The following is a 17,100-nucleotide window of genomic DNA, read 5'->3' as shown; positions in this document are numbered from 1 at the left end:
GCAGGCGCTCGGGGCGGACAGTTTGCCGTATTAGGCGAAAATCGGCAAAAAAGCGCCGAAGTAATCTCCTGTTGAGAGTTTCCGCACCTGTCATATACTCGGCGCTCTGTTGCCGGTGCCCTCTCATGGACGTCGGACGCAGGCTGACGTTCCTCGAAGGCTTTCCTGCGAAAAGCCCGTTCAATAATAAAAAAGGAGTATGAACAGATGGCAACACGCGAAACCGGCAACGTGAAGTGGTTCAACGACGCCAAAGGCTATGGCTTTATCCAGCGCGACGACGGCGTGGACGTGTTCGTGCACTACCGCGCGATACGCGGCGAAGGGCACCGCTCGCTGACCGAAGGTCAGCAGGTTGAGTACGCGGTGATCACCGGCGAGAAGGGATTGCAGGCTGAGGATGTTGTAGGTCTGTAAAAGCAGCTGCAAGCCTCAAGCCTCAAGCTGCAAGCAGTTCAGCTTGAAGCTTGAAGCTTGTAGCTGCCGCTAAGCGGTCTTCCAGGTGATTTCTTCTTCCCCGTCTTCGCTGATGCGAATCCAGCGATCGGCGGTTTCTTCACCTTCTTCTTCGACCCACGTTCCCGGTGCGCAGCGCACCTCGACGTTCAGTGCCGCGAAGGCTGCGCGGGCGCAGGCGATGTCGTCGTCCCAGGGGGTCTGGTCGCTTTCCAGGAACAGGCTGTTCCACTTGCCCACGGCTTTCGGCAGCCAGGTCACCGGCACGTTGCCGGCCTTGCACTTGTACGTCTGGCCTTTCTGCACCCAGTCGCTGCACGGGCCCAGCGCTTGGCCGAGCCAGGCGGCGATGGCCTTGTGGTCGACGTCGGCGTCTTTCAGGTAAATCTCGATGTCCGGTTGGCGCATGGATGTCCTCACTGCGGGTCTGAAAAATCCATTCGCGGATTTAGCCGGCCCCGGGCCTGTGCCCGAGACCAAAAGTTATTGAAGAACGAAATAATCGTAGCGCATCGATACGGTGGTCTCGAACGGCTCGGCCTGCTCGATCACCGCCGCACGACGCTCGGCACTGGCACGCCAGCCGTGAGGCGTCATCGCCAACAGGTTGGCGCGGTCCTCGGGCTTGTCCAGGGTCAGCTTGAATTCCAGGGTTTCGCTGTGCGCCAAGGCCATGCCTGCCGGCACCAGGGCCAGGTGCTTGTCGTCGGTGTACTCGCGCACTTCGTCGTACAGGCGTTCGCGCAATTCCATCAGATGGCCACGGGTCGGGCCGACTTTCATCAGCCCGCCGCCGACGCTGAGCAGACGCTTGGCTTCCTCCCAATCCAGCGGACTGAAGACGCTGGCGAGAAACTGGCAACTGCCTGAAGCCAATGGCACGCGGGCCATGCTGGCGATCAACCAAGTGATCGCCGGGTTGCGTTTGCAGGCGCGTTTGACCGCTTCGCGGGAGATGTCCAGCGCGTAGCCATCAGCGTTCGGCAAAGCTTCGGCGATTTGCGCGGTGTAGTAACCCTCGCCACAACCGATGTCGACCCAGCGCTCCGGCGCGTAACTCGCCGCCAATTCAGCCAGACGCTTGGCCACCGGCGCGTAATGCCCGGCGTTGAGGAAATCACGCCGCGCCTCGACCATCGCTTGATTGTCGCCCGGGTCGCGGCTGTTCTTGTGCTGCACCGGCAACAGGTTCAGATAACCCTGACGCGCACGGTCAAACCGATGCCCGGCGGGGCAGACCACGCCGTTCTCTACCGCATTGAGCGGCTCACTGCAGATCGGGCACGCGAGCATCAGGCGAGCAACTTGATCAGGGTCTGGTAATAGATTTCGGTCAGCACGTCGAGATCGGCTGCCAGCACGCGCTCGTTGACCTGGTGGATGGTCGCGTTGACCGGGCCCAGTTCAACCACTTGCGTGCCCATGGTCGCGATGAAACGGCCATCGGAGGTGCCGCCGCTGGTCGACGCCTTGGTCTCGCGACCGGTGATGTCCTTGATGCTCGACGACACCGCATCGAGCAGCGCGCCCGGTTCGGTGAGGAATGGCAGGCCGGACAGCGCCCAGTCGATGTGCCAGTCCAGACCATGCTTGTCGAGGATGTCGGCAACGCGTTTCTGCAGGCCTTCGACGGTCGATTCGGTGGAGAAACGGAAGTTGAACACCGCCACCAGATCACCCGGGATCACGTTCGTCGCGCCGGTGCCGGAATTGAGGTTGGAAATCTGGAAACTGGTCGGCGGGAAGAAATCGTTGCCGTGGTCCCAGTGCTCGGCGGCCAGCTCTGCCAGCGCCGGAGCGGCGAGGTGGATCGGGTTCTTCGCCAGATGCGGATAGGCCACGTGACCTTGCACACCTTTGACCGTGAGCTTGGCGCCGAGGGAACCGCGACGACCGTTTTTCACCACATCGCCGACCAGGGTGGTGCTCGACGGTTCGCCAACGATGCACCAGTCCAGGCGCTCCTTGCGCGCGACCAGACGTTCGACGACAGCCTTGGTGCCGTGATGCGCCGGGCCTTCTTCGTCGCTGGTGATCAGGAAAGCGACCTTGCCTTTATGGTTCGGATAGTCGGCGACGAAACGTTCAGCGGCGACGGTCATCGATGCCAGGCTGCCTTTCATGTCTGCCGCGCCACGGCCGCAGAGCATGCCATGTTCGTCGATCACGGCATTGAACGGATCGATCTGCCATGCGGTAACCGGACCGGTCGGCACCACGTCGGTGTGGCCGGCGAAGCACAGCACCGGGCCGTCGTTGTTGCCATGAGTGGCCCAGAAGTTATCCACATCTTCGATGCGCATCGGCTCCAGGGTGAAACCGGCATCGCCCAGGCGCTGCATCATCTGCTTCTGGCAGTCGGCATCGATTGGGGTCACGGAAGGACGGCGGATCAGGTCGATGGCCAGTTGAAGGGTCGGCGATAGGTCGGCGTGGGCCGTCATGGAAAACTCCGGGATCATGGGGTATGAGCTTGGGCTTCTAATGTGGGAGCGAGCCTGCTCGCGAAAGCGGTCTACCAGGCACCTTAAAGGTTGAATGTTACAACGCCTTCGCGAGCAGGCTCGCGCCCACAAGGGACAGGGGTGGTCAGTCAGACCGGTTATCACGCCAAGCCCCGCAAAATGGCGGTTATCTTAAAGCAAAACGGCGACCATTGGCCGCCGTTTAGTGCTGCGTTGCGGATTTAGACGACCGGTGCCGGCTCAGCTTTGGCCACAGGTTTGGGCAGCGACGACAGGAACGCCATGATCAGCGCCGCCAGGTATGGCAACGACTGCACCAGCAACATGGTCACCCAGAAGCGCATGTCATTGCTCGGAATGCCCTGCACCAGGAAGATCCCCAGCGCCGCGCCCCACAGCAACAGCATGATGAACAGCTCCTCGCGAGCCTCGCTGATCGCCACCCAGAAACCGTGGTTGTCAGCGTTTTTCGGCGTGCGGAAGAACGGAATGCTGCTGGTGAAGAAACCGTACAGCACCGCTTTGGCGATGGTGTGCGACAACGCCAGCCCGGCCAGCGCCGCGCAGAACGCATCTTTCAGATTCACACCGACGGCGCGGCGGTAGAGGAAGATGATCTTGCCGACCTTGAACACGAAAAGCGCCAGTGGCGGGATCGCGAAAATCAGCAGCGGCGGATCGACCCGTTGCGGCACGATGATCATCGCCGCCGACCACAACAGCGCGCCAACGGTGAAGAAGATGTTCATGCCATCGGCAACCCACGGCAGCCAACCGGCGAGGAAGTGATAACGCTGACCACGGGTCAGTTCGGTGTCCTTGCCGCGCAGCAGGCTGCGGGTGTGGCGCTTGATGATCTGGATCGCGCCATAGGCCCAGCGGAAACGCTGTTTCTTGAAGTCGATGAAGGTATCCGGCATCAGGCCCTTGCCGTAGCTGTCGTGGTAATACGCCGCCGACAGGCCCTTCTCGAACACGCGCAGGCCGAGTTCGGCGTCTTCACAGATGCACCAGTCAGCCCAGCCCAATTCTTCCAGCACGGAACGGCGGGTCATGGTCATGGTGCCGTGCTGAATGATCGCGTCACGGTCGTTGCGAGTGACCATGCCGATATGGAAGAAGCCCTTGTATTCGGCGTAGCAGAGCTTCTTGAAGGTGCTTTCGTTCTGGTCGCGATAATCCTGCGGCGACTGCACTACGGCGATTTTTGGGTCGGCGAAGTGCGGCACCATGTGCTTGAGCCAGTTCGGGTGCACGCAGTAATCGGAGTCGATCACCGCAATGACCTCGGCATCCTTGGCGGTGTGCGGAATCAGGTAATTCAGCGCGCCGCCCTTGAAACCGGCCAGCGGCGAAACGTGGAAGAACTTGAAGCGCGGGCCGAGGGTTGCGCAGTAATCGCGCACCGGTTCCCACACCGCCGGGTCCTTGGTGTTGTTGTCGATGATCAGGACTTCGAAGTCCGGATAATCGAGTGCGGCCAGTGCGTCGAGGGTCTGTTTGACCATCTCTGGCGGCTCGTTGTAGCAGGGCACGTGGATCGACACTTTCGGCCGGTAATCAGAATCGCCCAGCACTGGCAGGAATTCCCGACGCCGCTTGTGAATCCACACCGCTTCGGCCAGTTCATGGGCCTCGGTGAGCAGGACGATGAATACCCCGAGCGCACCGAGCGCCAAGAGAAATCCGACCGTGAGGCTGAACCACGTGCTGTATTGCTGGCTGTAGTCGTAACCGATGTACACCAGCACCGAACCGCAGAGGAACGCGATAAACGTCAGGAACGTGCGACCGCGCTGGCGCAGGGCTGAGCCGTCGATCATCAGCAGGGTCAGCGACAGCAGCGCCAGCACCACCGAGCCGATGGCCAGCACGCGCCATTGCGGAATCGCCACCACCGGGCCTTCGAAATTGAATTTCTGCTGGCGCGCGGCGTTGAACACGCCCCAGTAGGCGCCGACCGAACCTTCATCGCTGGCCTTCCACGGCTGATCGAACGCTTCGATCACGAAGTAGTTGAAGCCTTGGCGATTGAGCTTGTTGACCAGTGTGCGCAGATAAATTGCCTGATCTGCCGGCGAGGCATCGGCGCCACCGCGCATGCGACCGTTGCTCGGCCAGCCGACCTCGGAGAGCAGCAGCGGTTTTTTCGGAAACAGTTTTTTCAGATCGCGGGCGCGGTCGAAGACGAACTGGCCGGCCTTGTCCACCGGAATGAATTCCCAGTAGGGCAGGACGTGGGCGGCGATCAGGTCAACGTGCTTGGCCAGTTGCGGGTATTTCTCCCAGATGTGCCATTGCTCGGAGGTGGTCACCGGTACTTTGACCGCAGCGCGCACCCGATCCAGCAGAACGATCAGCGCTTCCGGGGTGATTTCCTCGCGAAACAGCGCCTCGTTGCCGACCACCACGCGCACGACGCTGCGCGAGGTGTTGGCCAGTTCGATGGCTTTGGTGATTTCCCGTTCGTTGCGTTCCTGGTCCGGGCTGATCCAGATGCCGAGGGTGACGCGCAGGCCGAATTCTTCAGCCAGTTTCGGGATGTCTCCCAGCGAGCCGTCGACCGAATAGATACGAATGTTGTCGGTCAGCTTGCTCATGATTTCCAGGTCACGGCGCATTTCGTCGTCAGACGGATACTGATCCTTCTGTGGGAATTGCCCCTGCTGGAATGGCGAATACGAGAAGCCGGAGATTTGCTGCGGCCAGTTCGGCGCCGTGACCGGGCGATTGACCAGCGCCCAGAAACCGGTGAACAAGGCAGCGATGGCCAGCACCACCACCAGGTTGAGTCCAAATTTACGCGATGACATATCTGTTTCGGGTTCCAAAGGCTGTGGAACGAAGGATCGGTCGGATAGACGCCCGAGGGGCGCGCATCCTACACCGGCGGTTAACCAGCCGTACAACTGACGGGAAAATGCCTGACATTGGGCAGCCGTCTCTGACTTAAGTTCTTACACTTGTCGCTTGCAGCTTAAAACTTGTCGCTGCGTAGCCCTATAATGCGCGCCGGTTTTTGGGGTAATGGTCATGAGTACAGAAGATCCGCGGTTTGCAGGCATCGCCCGTTTGTATGGCATCGAAGGCCTGGAACGCTTGCGCGCCGCCCATGTGGCGATCGTCGGCGTCGGTGGCGTTGGTTCCTGGGCGGCAGAAGCCATGGCCCGTTGCGGGGTGGGCGAGATTTCGCTGTTTGACCTCGACGACGTCTGCGTCAGCAATGCCAACCGCCAGTTGCACGCGTTGGACAGCACCGTCGGCAAACCCAAGGTCGAGGTGATGGCCGAGCGTCTGCGCGGGATCAACCCCGATTGCACGGTGCACGCCGTGGCCGATTTCGTTACCCGCGACACCATGGCCGAGTACATCACGCCGAACATTGACTGCGTGATCGACTGCATCGATGCGGTCAATGCCAAAGCGGCGCTGATCGCCTGGTGCAAACGTCGCAAGATCCAGATCATTACCACCGGCGGCGCGGGCGGTCAGATTGACCCGACGCTGATTCAGGTTTGCGACTTGAACCGCACCTTCAACGATCCGCTTGCCTCGAAAGTCCGTTCGACCTTGCGTCGTGACTACGGCTTCTCCCGCACCGTGACCCGCCACTACAGCGTGCCGTGTGTGTTTTCCACCGAACAGCTGCGCTACCCGAAACCGGACGGCAGCATTTGCCTGCAGAAGAGTTTTGTCGGCGATGGCGTGAAGCTCGACTGCGCCGGCGGGTTTGGCGCGGTGATGATGGTTACCGCGACATTTGGTATGGTCGCGGCGACCAAGGCTGTGGACAAGATTGTCGCTGGTGTACGGCGCCCGGCAGACCGGGTCAAACCTCAGATTTGATGCTGCGGCTTTGATCGTTCCCACGCTCCGCGTGGTAATGCAGCCCGGGACGCTCCGCGTCCCATCCAGAGCCGAACGCGGAGCGTCCGTTGAGGCATTCCCACGCAGAGCGTGGGAACGATCAGTCAGCGAGCTAACTCATTCATCCGCTGGAGCACGGCATTCAAACCATTACTGCGCGAAGGCGACAACTGCCGCGACAACCCCAGCTGATTGAACCACTCCGGCAGATCCACCTGCTGCAACTCCACCGCCGACAAGCCGTTGACCCGCAACAGCAGCAACGCCACCAACCCGCGAATCATCCGCGCATCGCTGCTTGCCTTGAACTGCCAGTGCCCGTCGCGCAAATCCCCGACCAGCCACACCTGACTCTCACAGCCATGCACCCGGTTGGCCTCGCACTTTTGCGCGTCATCCAGCACCGGCAAGCGATCGCCGAACTGCATCAACAGCCGCGCCCGCTGTTCCCAGCCCGCCGCAGTCTGAAACGTCTGCAGCGCTTCGGCCGCCTCCACCGGCAGGCTCATCGCAACATCTCCAGCGCCTGATCCAGCGCCTCGAAAAAGCGCTCCAGATCTTCCGAGTCGTTATACAGCGCCAGCGACACGCGGATCGCGCCGGCCAGTTCGAAGCTTTTCATCAGCGGCATGGCGCAGTGATGCCCCGCACGCACGGCGATGCCTTGTTCGGTAAGCAGATGCGCCAGATCGGCGTTGTGCACGCCTTCGACGACAAAACTGGCCAGCGCCAGTTGCGGCTTGCCGAGCAGGCGAATGCCATTGCGGGCGGCGAGGCCGCGCAACAGGTAGTCGTGCAGCGCCGCTTCATGGGCAGATACGGCGTCCTGATCCAAACCGGCCAAGTAGTCGAGGGTCGCTCCGAGGCCGATGACACTGGCGATCGGCGGTGTGCCTGCTTCGAACCCCAACGGCGCCGGGCGGAAGCGCGAATCCTGATAGTTGGCGTCGAGCACCATCTCGCCGCCGAACTGCCAATGCTGCAATCGCTCCAGCGCCGCGTTGCGCCCAAACAGCACGCCGAGGCCATCGGGGCCGTAGAGTTTGTGGCTGGAAAACACATAGAAGTCGCAACCCAGCGCCTGCACATCATGCCGGCCGTGCACCACACCTTGCGCACCATCGACCACGGTCAGCGCGTTCTGCGCCTTGGCCATGCCCAGCAAAGCGATCAGTGGCTGCCAGGCGCCGAGCACATTGGACAACTGGCTGACCGCCACCAAACGCGTGCGCGGGCCGATCAGGTGTACGGCAGCGCCGAGGTCGATCAGGCCGTCGGCATCCAGCGGCAGGATGACCAGTTTCAGCTGACGGCGTTGCGCCAGTTGCTGCCACGGCAGCAGGTTGGCGTGATGCTCCAGCGCGCTGATGACGATCTCATCGCCCGGCTGAAACAGAGGCTCCAGACCATAAGCCAGCAGATTCAGCGCGCTGGTGGCGCCGTGGGTGAAGATGATTTGCCCGCTGTCACCGGCATTCAGCCATTGGCCAACCTTGCGCCGACTGTCTTCGAACGCTTGCGTCGCGTGGGCACCGGGCAGGTGTTGCGCACGATGCACATTGGCCGCGCCGTTGGCGTAGTAATGCGTCAGTGCGTCGAGCAGGGCTTGTGGTTTTTGCGTGGTGGCGGCGCTGTCCAGATAGGTCTGGTCTTGCCGTTGCAGGGCGGCGATAGCCGGGAAATCGGCGCGCCAGGGGGAGGGGATCATCATGAGTTCAGCCCTGTGAAATTGGGCGGCGTGTACGCCAAACCTTGTGGGAGCGAGCCTGCTCGCGAAAGCGTCCTTGAGGGCGCCAGAAGTTTCGCGAGCAGACTCGCTCCCACAGGCCTACAGCGCTTAGTTGTGAGCGTGCAGCGCTTCGTTCAGTTCGATCGCCGATTTGTGGGTCTTGCATTCCACAGCACCGGTTTCCGAGTTGCGACGGAACAGCAGATCAGTCTGACCAGCCAGCTCACGCGCCTTCACAACCTTGACCAGATTGTTGTGCTCGTCCAGCAGCGCAACCTTGGTACCGGCGGTCACGTACAGGCCCGATTCCACAGTGTTGCGGTCGCCCAGCGGAATACCGATACCGGCGTTGGCGCCGATCAGGCAGCCTTCGCCGACCTTGATCACGATGTTGCCGCCGCCCGACAGCGTGCCCATGGTCGAGCAACCGCCGCCCAGGTCCGAACCCTTGCCGACGAAGACGCCAGCGGAAACGCGGCCTTCGATCATGCCCGGGCCTTCGGTGCCGGCGTTGAAGTTGATGAAACCTTCATGCATGACAGTGGTGCCTTCGCCGACATAGGCGCCCAGACGCAGACGTGCAGCATCAGCGATACGCACGCCGGCCGGTACCACGTAGTCGGTCATCTTCGGGAACTTGTCCACGGAGAACACTTCCAGCAGTTCGCCGCGCAGACGCGCTTCGAGTTGCATTTCCGCCAGTTCGCTCAAATCGATCGCGCCCTGGCTGGTCCACGCCACGTTCGGCAGCAGCGGGAAGATACCGGCCAGGCTCACGCCGTGCGGCTTGACCAGACGGTGCGAGAGCAGATGCAGCTTGAGGTAGGCCTCAGGCGTGGAGGTCAGTTGCGCGTCTTCGGCCAGCAGCGTGGCGACCAGCGGCTTGTGGCTTTCAGCCAGGCGGGTCAGCAGCTTGCCTTGCACGGCGTCGACGCCTTTCACGGCTTCAGCCAGTTGCGCGGCCTGGGCGGTGGTGAAGGTGATGGCCTGGTTGCCTTCGGTGTAACCGAGGATTGGCGCAACAGCCGCGACCAGTTCGGCCGAAGGATTGAGCAGTGGCTGTGCGTAGAACACTTCCAGCCATGCGCCTTGACGGTTCTGGGTGCCGACACCAAAGGCAATGCTGAACAGGGAATTGGACATGTGAATACCTCTACAAAGAGTGACGGGCTGCTTACTTCAGAGCGGCCGCGTAGATATCTGGCTTGAAGCCAATCAGGGTTCGGTCACCGAGATCGAGCACCGGGCGCTTGATCATCGAGGGTTGTGCGAGCATCAGTTCGATGGCTTTCGCTTGGTCGAGATCGGCTTTGCGTTCGTCGTCGAGTTTGCGAAAGGTCGTGCCGGCGCGGTTCAACACGGTTTGCCAGCCGTGCTCGTCGCACCATTGGGTCAGGTGCTCACGGTCAATGCCGGCGGTCTTGTAATCGTGAAAGTCGTAGCTGACAGCGTGTTCATCGAGCCAGGTGCGCGCCTTTTTCATGGTGTCGCAGGCTTTGATGCCGAAAAGGTGCAACGTTTTACTTGAAACGGCCAAGGAATCGCCCCCTTTACAGGTGCTGGAAAAAAATGGTGACGGATTATGCCATGACCGGACGGTTTCGCGGCGCCTCAGGTCGATTTGGCAATGCAAAACCCCTGTAGGAGCTGACGAGTGAAACGAGGCTGCGATCTTTTGATCTTGAAGATCGAAAGATCGCGGCGTGCCGCAGCTCCTACAAAAGCGAGGGCTGCGACATAGGTGCAACGGTCAGCCACAGCCTAAGGCGCTAATATGGCAGTTCAACGCTGTCGATCGCCTGAGATTCTGGTTTTATGCAAACTGCTTACACCGTCCTCATCCTGCTGATGCTGGTCAGCGTCTCGCGCCTGGTCGGGCGGGTCATCCCGCTGCCGTTGCCGCTGGTGCAAATCGCCGCCGGTGCCTTGCTCGCCTGGCCGACGCTTGGCCTGCACGTCGCCCTCGATCCTGAACTGTTCCTGTTTCTATTCCTGCCGCCGCTGCTGTTTTCCGATGGCTGGCGCATGCCCAAGCGCGCCTTCTGGCAATTGCGCGGACCGATCCTGACCCTGGCCGTCGGCCTTGTTCTGTTTACCGTGGTCGGCGCCGGTTATTTCATTCATTGGCTATTGCCAACGATTCCGCTGCCAGTGGCCTTCGCCCTTGCCGCGGTTTTGTCACCAACGGACGCCGTGGCGGTTTCAGCTATTTCGCAGAACCGACTTCCGACGCCGCTGATGCACATCCTCCAGGGCGAGGCGCTGATGAATGACGCTTCAGGCCTGGTGACCTTCAAGTTCGCCCTCGCTGCAGCGGTCACGGGCGTGTTTTCGCTGACCAATGCCAGTCTGACCTTCGTCGCGGTGGCGCTCGGTGGCCTGGCTGTCGGTGTGGGGTTGAGCTGGCTGGTCGGACGCCTGCGCGCGTGGATGATCGCCCGGGGCTGGGACGATCCGGCCACGCATGTGGTGTTCATGTTGCTGCTGCCGTTCGCCGCTTATGTACTGGCCGAACGTTTGGGGGCCTCGGGCATTCTTTCCGCTGTGGCAGCGGGGATGATGCAGAGCTGGCTCGATCTGCTGCCACGCCAGACCAGCACGCGACTGCTCAATCGCAGCGTTTGGGCGCTGCTCGAATTTGCGTTCAATGGCTTGATCTTCCTGCTGCTTGGCCTGCAATTGCCAGACATCATCAAGGCGGTGGTCAGCCATGAGCCGACGCTGTGGCCGACGCTGTTCTATCGCTGCCTCGATGTGCTGGCGATCTTCGTCGCGCTGGTGCTGCTGCGGTTCATCTGGGTGCAAAGCATCTGGCGCTTGTCGGTGTTGCTGCGCCGAGTGCGCGGCAAGGGTGAGCTGACGCAAGTGCCGACGGCGCGTTCATGCTGGTTGCTGACGGTGGGCGGTGTGCGCGGGGCGGTGACGCTGGCAGGCGTGATGTCGGTGCCGATGCTGATCGGCGCCGAGGTTTTTCCTGAACGCGACTTGCTGATTTTCATTGCTGCCGGGGTGATTCTGCTGTCGCTGGTCTCGGCCTGTATCGCGCTGCCCTTGCTGCTGCGCGGCATCGACAAAAGTCCCGACGACAAGCGTCGTCAGGAAGTGCGCGACGCCTGGCGCAGGACGGCCGAAGCGGCGATTCACTCGCTGGAAAGCGAAGAAGTGGTCCCACAGGATGCCGCTCAAGCGGCGCTGGCAGCGGAGCTCAAGGCGCGGATCATGTCCGAATATCGCCATCAACTTGATGTGTTCAATGATTCCGCCGAAGCCCAAGCGCTGGCATTCCAGATGGATCTGCTTGAACGGCGTTTGCGCTTGAAAGCACTGCGCGCGCAACGTCTGGAACTCTACAGCCTCAGTCGTCAGCACCAGATCGGTGATGACGTGTTGCGAGAAGTGCTCGGGGAACTGGATTTGAGCGAGGCCAATCTGGGCCAGGTCAAGTCGTAGCACGAGATGATTCCTGATGGCGATTCAAGGGGATTCGCAAGAGCCGCCGTCAGGAATTTCGATCGGATAAAAATGTGCGCAGATGCGTTTGTCCTGCCAACTTATTTTCGTGTTCATCGGTATCTCAAACTTCCCATCGGTTAGTTCCTTCTCGACAGGATAATGCATGATTGAAGTCGGATCGTATGGGGTGACGGTGATCGCCTCGTCTATCGGTGTAAAAATGTTCAGGTCCACGCTTTGCTTATCCATTCCCCATTTTTCCGCATATTCCTGATAGACCTTCGGTCTATTCCAGGGAATGTTAGCATCAGGGTGCAGATGCTCATGATGAAAACCGAGCGCATGACCGAACTCGTGTATTACTACCGTGCGAAAATCCGCATCTCCCGGTCGCGCGTATATGAACATCGTGGGTTTTCCTGCCGCGACTGTTAGTGCGTCGGTGCCAATTTGCGAAGCGTTTTGAGTAGTGTCGGTTGTAATTCGGATTACGCCGTCTTTACTATCGATGAAGCTAAAGGTGAGGCTGACATAGTCCGCCCATTCCCATATATGGCTCTTTATCGCTTCTTTCAGCGAGGCGGGTGGGTTGTCCATAAACGAAATGGTCAGATGGCGGCTCGGGTGCCAACACTTTGCATTGAGTGCCATGGTCCGGGAGGTCAGGCCTGAGTTGTTGGTGTACGAAATATTTTTCGAGTTTTCATTGATGGCCGCTCGAAAGCTGGCAACTGGATCTTCTATTTCAAGATTCAGACAGGGTCTGGTTTTGTACATGGTCAATTCCTTTGAGGTTTTTATCCAGGGTTGACTGCAAGTTAGTGGTTAAAAACTTGTAGTTTGTAAGTTGGTTATTGCGGGAGGTAGGTTATTAGTTAGTGTATTGAGGAGTAAAGGAGGGGGTTGTAAGGTAGCGTTTCTTTTTTTTAGTCCGCATCAGGTGGCCTGATGCGGACTCTTGAAAGTTACTGTTGGCGAGTTACGAATGCGCGTATTCTTTCGGCGGCCTCGACACATTCAGCCAACGGCGCAACCAGCGCCATGCGCACGCGGCCCGCCCCCGGATTGACGCCATCGACATCGCGAGACAGGTACGAGCCCGGCACCACGGTCACATGCTCCTGCTCGAACAGATCACGGCAGAACGCCGCATCATCGCCCTGCACGTTCGGCCACAGATAGAAGCTGCCGTCCGGGCGCTGTACGTCCATGACCGGGCTGAGAATGTTCAGCACCGCATCGAACTTCTCGCGATACAGCGCACGGTTGGCGCGCACATGCACTTCGTCATTCCACGCGGCAACGCTGGCCAGTTGAGTCTGTACCGGCATCGCGCAGCCGTGGTAAGTGCGATAGAGCAGGAAACCCTTGAGGATGTCGGCATCGCCGGCAACGAAGCCTGAACGCAGGCCCGGCAGGTTGGAGCGCTTGGACAGACTGTGGAAGACCACGCAGCGCTTGAAGTCATTGCGGCCCAGTTCGACGCAGGCGCTGAGCAGGCCCGGCGGCGGAGTCTGTTCGTCGAAGTACAGTTCGCTGTAGCACTCGTCGGCGGCAATCACGAAGTCGTACTGATCAGCCAGGGCGATCAGCTTCTTCAGGGTCTCGACCGGAATCAGCGCGCCGGTCGGGTTGCCCGGCGAGCACAGGAACAGAATCTGGCAGCGCTGCCAGATCTCGGGCGCTACTGCGTCGAAGTCCGGGTTGAAGCCGTTTTCATCCAGGCATGGCAGGTAATGCGGCTTGGCCCCGGCGAGAAACGCCGCGCCTTCGTAGATCTGATAGAACGGGTTCGGGCTGACCACCAGCGCATCGTCGCCACGGTTGACCACGGTCTGGGTGAAGGCGAACAGCGCTTCACGGGTGCCGTTGACCGGTAGCACATTGCGCGCCGGATCGATCCAGCCGTTCGGCACGCCAAAACGACGCTCGCACCAGCCGGCGATGGCTTCGCGCAGGGCCGGGATACCGAGGGTGGTCGGGTACACCGCCATCTGATCCAGACTGTTCGCCAGCGCTTCGGCGACAAAGCTCGGCGAACGGTGTTTCGGCTCGCCGATCGACAGGGCGATCGGGCGTTTGTCCGGGTTCGGCGTGACGCTGCCGAGCAGGGCGCGGAGCTTTTCGAACGGGTACGGCTGGAGCTGGTTCAGAGCGTTGTTCATGGGGGCCTCTTTTAAATGCTCAAGAGCTTTCTGTGGCGAGGGGATTTATCCCCGTTGGGCTGCGCAGCGGCCGCAAAACCATTCACTGCGGTTCAACTGAATGTCCGCATACACAGGTTTTACGACTGCTTCGCAGCCGAACGGGGATAAATCCCCTCGCCACAGGGGATTGTATGTACCGGAGGAAAGCATGGGCTGCATTCACAGGGATAAACGGGTGATTCAGATACTGATCCGCGAAAGTTTGATATCCGGTTCCTGATTGACGCTCAGCTGTTCGACGATCGCATCCTGCAGACGGCTGCACAGCAGCGGATCAGACAGCGGCTGGTTGTGCGCGTCGGTGATGAAGAACACGTCTTCCACGCGCTCGCCCAGGGTCGCAATCTTGGCGTTCTGCAGCGACAGATCGAACTCGAGGAAAATCCCCCCGACCCGCGCCAGCAGGCCCGGCCGGTCGGGCGCGGTCAGCTCAAGCACGGTCACTGGACGCTGGGCGTCGTTGTGGATCGTTACTTGCGGGGCGAAGGCGAAGTGTTTGAGCTGGCGCGGCACACGGCGCTGGATGATCGTTGGGTAGTCGTCCGGGTTGCGCAGCGCTTCGGTCAGGCCTTCGCGGATCTGCTTGATCCGCGCCGGGTTGTCGCCGATCGATTCGCCTTCGTTGTCGAGCACGATGTAGGTGTCGAGGGTGAACTGGCTGCTCGAGGTGATGACCCGGGCGTCGTGAATGTTCAGGTTGAGCTGGTCCATCGCTGCCACGGTCACGGCGAAGAAGTCGTGCTGGTCCGGTGCATAAATGAAGATCTGCGTGCCGCCTTCAAACTCGCGCTGGGTGGTTTCCTTGATCAGCACCAGCGGCCCGCCATCCACCGGTTGCTGCAGGATCGCATCGCTGTGCCAGGCCACGTCGCCGGCGGTGTGGCGCAGGAAATAGTCATCGCCCAATTGCGCCCACAGCTGCTCGACGTCGTCCGGATCGGTGCCGCCGCGCACCAGAATGTCCAGCGCGGCGCTTTGCGTCTGACGGATCTGTTCTTCGCGATCCACCGGGTTTTCCAGACCCCGGCGCAGGGCGCGCTTGGTCTCGGTATAGAGCTGGCGCAGCAGGCTGGCGCGCCATGAGTTCCACAGCGTCGGGTTGGTCGCATTGATGTCGGCCACGGTCAGCACGTAGAGGTAGTCGAGGCGGGTTTCGTCGCCGACCGCCTGGGCGAAATCGTGGATCACCTGCGGGTCCGACAGATCCTTGCGCTGCGCAGTGGTGGACATCACCAAATGGTTCTGCACCAGCCAGACGATCAGGCGGCTGTCCCACACCGGCAACTGGTGGCGCTGGCAGAACGCTTCGGCATCGACCGCGCCGATCTCCGAGTGATCGCCATGCCGGCCCTTGCCGATATCGTGATACAGACCGGCCATGTAGATCAGCTCAGGTTTGGGCAGCTTGGCCATGAGCTTGGCGGCCAGCGGAAATTTCTCCGAAACCTGGGTGTACTGCAGTTTGCGCAGGTGTTTGATCAGATTCAGCGTGTGCGCATCGACCGTATAGATGTGGAACAGGTCGTGCTGCATCTGCCCGACGATAAAACCGAACTCCGGCAGATAGCGCCCGAGAATGCCGTAACGGTTCATCCGCCGCAGATTGCGATGGATACCGATCTTGCACTTGAACAGCTCGATGAACAGGCTGGTGTTGCGGATGTCGTTGCGGAAGTTGTCATCGATCAGATGACGATGTTCGCGCAGCAGGCGAATGGTGTCGGCGCGCACGCCTTTGATTTCCGGCTGTTGGGCCATCAGCACGAAAATTTCCAGCATGGCGAACGGCGTGCGGCGGAACACGTTGTCATTGCGCGCTTCGATGTAGCCGTCATGCAGCTGGAAGCGGGCGTTGATCGGCTGCGGGGGCGATTCGTCTTCCGGGGCGAGGATGACTTCTTCGAAGTGCTGAATGATCAAATCGCTGAGCTGGGCAATGCTCATCACCGTGCGGAAGTATTGCTGCATGAAAGCTTCGACCGCCTGTTTGGCATCATCACCTTCAAAACCGAGCAGGCCGGCGATGGTGCGCTGGTGATCGAACAGTAAGCGGTCTTCGGAGCGGCCGGCTAGCATGTGCAGGGCGTAGCGAACTTTCCAGAGAAATTCCTGGGAGGAGGCGAGCAGGGCGTTTTCGCTTTCTACCAGAAACCCTTCGCCGGCGAGGGCGCGCAGGTTCAGGGTGCCGTACTGACGCCGCGCCACCCAAAGGATGGTTTGAATATCGCGCAGGCCGCCGGGCGAACCTTTGACGTTCGGTTCGAGGTTGTACTCGGTGTCGTTGTATTTGTGGTGACGTGCTTTCTGTTCCGCACGCTTGGCCAGGAAGAACTCCTTGGCCGGCCACATGTGCGCGGTGCTGGTCACTTCGAGCATGCGCTGACGCAGACGCTCGGGGCCGCAGATGGTGCGGCTTTCCATCAGGTTGGTGACCACAGTCAGGTCGGCGCGGGCCTCTTCTGCGCATTCGTCGACCGAGCGCACGCTCTGGCCGACTTCCAGGCCTATGTCCCACAACAACGTCAGAAAACGCTCGATGGAGTCGCGGAAAACTTCGTGGTCGGCACTGTCGAGCAGGATCAGCAGATCGATATCGGAGTATGGATGCAGTTCGCCGCGACCGTAGCCGCCCACCGCCACCAGAGCGATGTCGGCGTCTTCGCTCCAGTTGAACTGCTCCCAGGCCTTTTGCAGGATGTTGTCGACAAACCAGGCGCGGTCCTCGATCAGCCGGCGGATGTCGCGGCCATTGCGAAAACGCGTGTCGAGGACCTCGCGAGCCTGGCGGATCGCCTTCTTGAACGCCGCGATGGGACTCGCTTTGAGGGCCAGTTCAGCCTGGAACTGGCCGCGGTCGAAGAGTTCGGGATCCACCTGCGGCATCGATTGGCTTTCCTTCTATAGGCTGGGAGCGTTCTGGGTG

Annotated in this window: 14 protein-coding genes; 3 read left to right on the top strand and 11 right to left on the bottom strand. The window is 60.5% G+C overall.

The window, feature by feature from the left end; genetic code table 11:
* The first annotated feature begins 207 nt into the window (after window positions 1-207).
* Window positions 208-417 carry a cold-shock protein gene (locus tag AB4N47_RS17750; RefSeq protein WP_016771489.1) on the top strand — a complete coding sequence of 70 codons (210 nt, stop codon included), beginning with the start codon at window positions 208-210 and terminating at the stop codon, window positions 415-417.
* 69 nt (window positions 418-486) lie between these two features.
* Here AB4N47_RS17750 and AB4N47_RS17745 read toward each other — a convergent pair whose 3' ends face one another.
* From AB4N47_RS17745 to AB4N47_RS17730, 4 genes are all read right to left on the bottom strand, one after another.
* Entirely contained in the window at window positions 487-864 is a 378-nt protein-coding gene (locus tag AB4N47_RS17745; protein WP_016771488.1) for a hypothetical protein, read from the bottom strand.
* Between the two features lie 75 nt (window positions 865-939).
* Window positions 940-1,749, bottom strand: coding sequence for a putative RNA methyltransferase (locus tag AB4N47_RS17740; protein ID WP_341638562.1), 810 nt, complete (start codon window positions 1,747-1,749; stop codon window positions 940-942).
* Window positions 1,749-2,900, bottom strand: coding sequence for a succinyl-diaminopimelate desuccinylase (gene dapE / locus AB4N47_RS17735; RefSeq protein WP_071174532.1), 1,152 nt, complete (start codon window positions 2,898-2,900; stop codon window positions 1,749-1,751). Before dapE ends, AB4N47_RS17740 begins: the two co-directional genes overlap by 1 nt.
* A 242-nt stretch (window positions 2,901-3,142) precedes the next feature.
* Window positions 3,143-5,734, bottom strand: coding sequence for a glycosyltransferase (locus AB4N47_RS17730; protein WP_056783195.1), 2,592 nt, complete (start codon window positions 5,732-5,734; stop codon window positions 3,143-3,145).
* Window positions 5,735-5,948: 214 nt separating this feature from the next.
* On the opposite strand from AB4N47_RS17730, the gene tcdA reads away from it, so the two are divergent.
* Entirely contained in the window at window positions 5,949-6,767 is an 819-nt protein-coding gene (gene tcdA, locus AB4N47_RS17725) for a tRNA cyclic N6-threonylcarbamoyladenosine(37) synthase TcdA (protein ID WP_102900544.1), read from the top strand.
* A gap of 125 nt (window positions 6,768-6,892) precedes the next feature.
* Here the strand turns inward: tcdA and AB4N47_RS17720 are convergent, their stop codons facing one another.
* The 4 genes from AB4N47_RS17720 to AB4N47_RS17705 form a co-directional block, all read right to left on the bottom strand.
* Window positions 6,893-7,297, bottom strand: coding sequence for a SufE family protein (locus AB4N47_RS17720; protein ID WP_110645890.1), 405 nt, complete (start codon window positions 7,295-7,297; stop codon window positions 6,893-6,895).
* Window positions 7,294-8,499: an aminotransferase class V-fold PLP-dependent enzyme gene (locus tag AB4N47_RS17715; RefSeq protein ID WP_341638563.1), complete on the bottom strand. Its 1,206-nt coding sequence runs from the start codon at window positions 8,497-8,499 to the stop codon at window positions 7,294-7,296. The genes AB4N47_RS17720 and AB4N47_RS17715 overlap by 4 nt, the downstream gene beginning before the upstream one ends.
* 126 nt (window positions 8,500-8,625) lie before the next feature.
* Window positions 8,626-9,660 carry a 2,3,4,5-tetrahydropyridine-2,6-dicarboxylate N-succinyltransferase gene (gene dapD / locus AB4N47_RS17710; RefSeq protein WP_123443055.1) on the bottom strand — a complete coding sequence of 345 codons (1,035 nt, stop codon included), beginning with the start codon at window positions 9,658-9,660 and terminating at the stop codon, window positions 8,626-8,628.
* Between the two features lie 31 nt (window positions 9,661-9,691).
* Window positions 9,692-10,054 (bottom strand): ArsC family reductase, encoded by a 363-nt coding sequence (locus tag AB4N47_RS17705; protein WP_038860603.1) that lies wholly within the window; start codon window positions 10,052-10,054, stop codon window positions 9,692-9,694.
* Between the two features lie 278 nt (window positions 10,055-10,332).
* Between AB4N47_RS17705 and AB4N47_RS17700 the strand changes: the two genes are divergently transcribed.
* Entirely contained in the window at window positions 10,333-11,967 is a 1,635-nt protein-coding gene (locus AB4N47_RS17700; protein WP_460154294.1) for a Na+/H+ antiporter, read from the top strand.
* 24 nt (window positions 11,968-11,991) lie between these two features.
* Here the strand turns inward: AB4N47_RS17700 and AB4N47_RS17695 are convergent, their stop codons facing one another.
* The 3 genes from AB4N47_RS17695 to AB4N47_RS17685 all read right to left on the bottom strand — a co-directional run bounded on the left by AB4N47_RS17695 (window position 11,992) and on the right by AB4N47_RS17685 (window position 17,060).
* Window positions 11,992-12,747 (bottom strand): M12 family metallopeptidase, encoded by a 756-nt coding sequence (locus AB4N47_RS17695; protein WP_341638565.1) that lies wholly within the window; start codon window positions 12,745-12,747, stop codon window positions 11,992-11,994.
* 188 nt (window positions 12,748-12,935) lie between these two features.
* A complete protein-coding gene (gene dapC, locus AB4N47_RS17690; protein WP_125925188.1) occupies window positions 12,936-14,135 on the bottom strand; it encodes a succinyldiaminopimelate transaminase in 1,200 nt (399 codons plus the stop codon).
* Window positions 14,136-14,357: 222 nt separating this feature from the next.
* Window positions 14,358-17,060: a [protein-PII] uridylyltransferase gene (locus AB4N47_RS17685; RefSeq protein WP_133334981.1), complete on the bottom strand. Its 2,703-nt coding sequence runs from the start codon at window positions 17,058-17,060 to the stop codon at window positions 14,358-14,360.
* Window positions 17,061-17,100 lie beyond the last annotated feature (40 nt).

It is taken from the genome of Pseudomonas sp. S3_G06, from assembly GCF_054667565.1.
Note: the sequence above shows the minus strand (reverse complement) of the source record. Positions and strands in the feature narration are given on the sequence as shown.

Excerpts from the sequence above, each read along its gene's own strand:
- AB4N47_RS17750 (WP_016771489.1), top strand. The coding sequence starts at position 208 with ATGGCAACACGCGAAACCGGCAACGTGAAGTGGTTCAACGACGCCAAA.
- AB4N47_RS17745 (WP_016771488.1), bottom strand. The coding sequence starts at position 864 with ATGCGCCAACCGGACATCGAGATTTACCTGAAAGACGCCGACGTCGAC.
- AB4N47_RS17740 (WP_341638562.1), bottom strand. The coding sequence starts at position 1,749 with ATGCTCGCGTGCCCGATCTGCAGTGAGCCGCTCAATGCGGTAGAGAAC.
- dapE (WP_071174532.1), bottom strand. The coding sequence starts at position 2,900 with ATGACGGCCCACGCCGACCTATCGCCGACCCTTCAACTGGCCATCGAC.
- AB4N47_RS17730 (WP_056783195.1), bottom strand. The coding sequence starts at position 5,734 with ATGTCATCGCGTAAATTTGGACTCAACCTGGTGGTGGTGCTGGCCATC.
- tcdA (WP_102900544.1), top strand. The coding sequence starts at position 5,949 with ATGGTCATGAGTACAGAAGATCCGCGGTTTGCAGGCATCGCCCGTTTG.
- AB4N47_RS17720 (WP_110645890.1), bottom strand. The coding sequence starts at position 7,297 with ATGAGCCTGCCGGTGGAGGCGGCCGAAGCGCTGCAGACGTTTCAGACT.
- AB4N47_RS17715 (WP_341638563.1), bottom strand. The coding sequence starts at position 8,499 with ATGATGATCCCCTCCCCCTGGCGCGCCGATTTCCCGGCTATCGCCGCC.
- dapD (WP_123443055.1), bottom strand. The coding sequence starts at position 9,660 with ATGTCCAATTCCCTGTTCAGCATTGCCTTTGGTGTCGGCACCCAGAAC.
- AB4N47_RS17700 (WP_460154294.1), top strand. The coding sequence starts at position 10,333 with ATGCAAACTGCTTACACCGTCCTCATCCTGCTGATGCTGGTCAGCGTC.
- AB4N47_RS17695 (WP_341638565.1), bottom strand. The coding sequence starts at position 12,747 with ATGTACAAAACCAGACCCTGTCTGAATCTTGAAATAGAAGATCCAGTT.
- dapC (WP_125925188.1), bottom strand. The coding sequence starts at position 14,135 with ATGAACAACGCTCTGAACCAGCTCCAGCCGTACCCGTTCGAAAAGCTC.
- AB4N47_RS17685 (WP_133334981.1), bottom strand. The coding sequence starts at position 17,060 with ATGCCGCAGGTGGATCCCGAACTCTTCGACCGCGGCCAGTTCCAGGCT.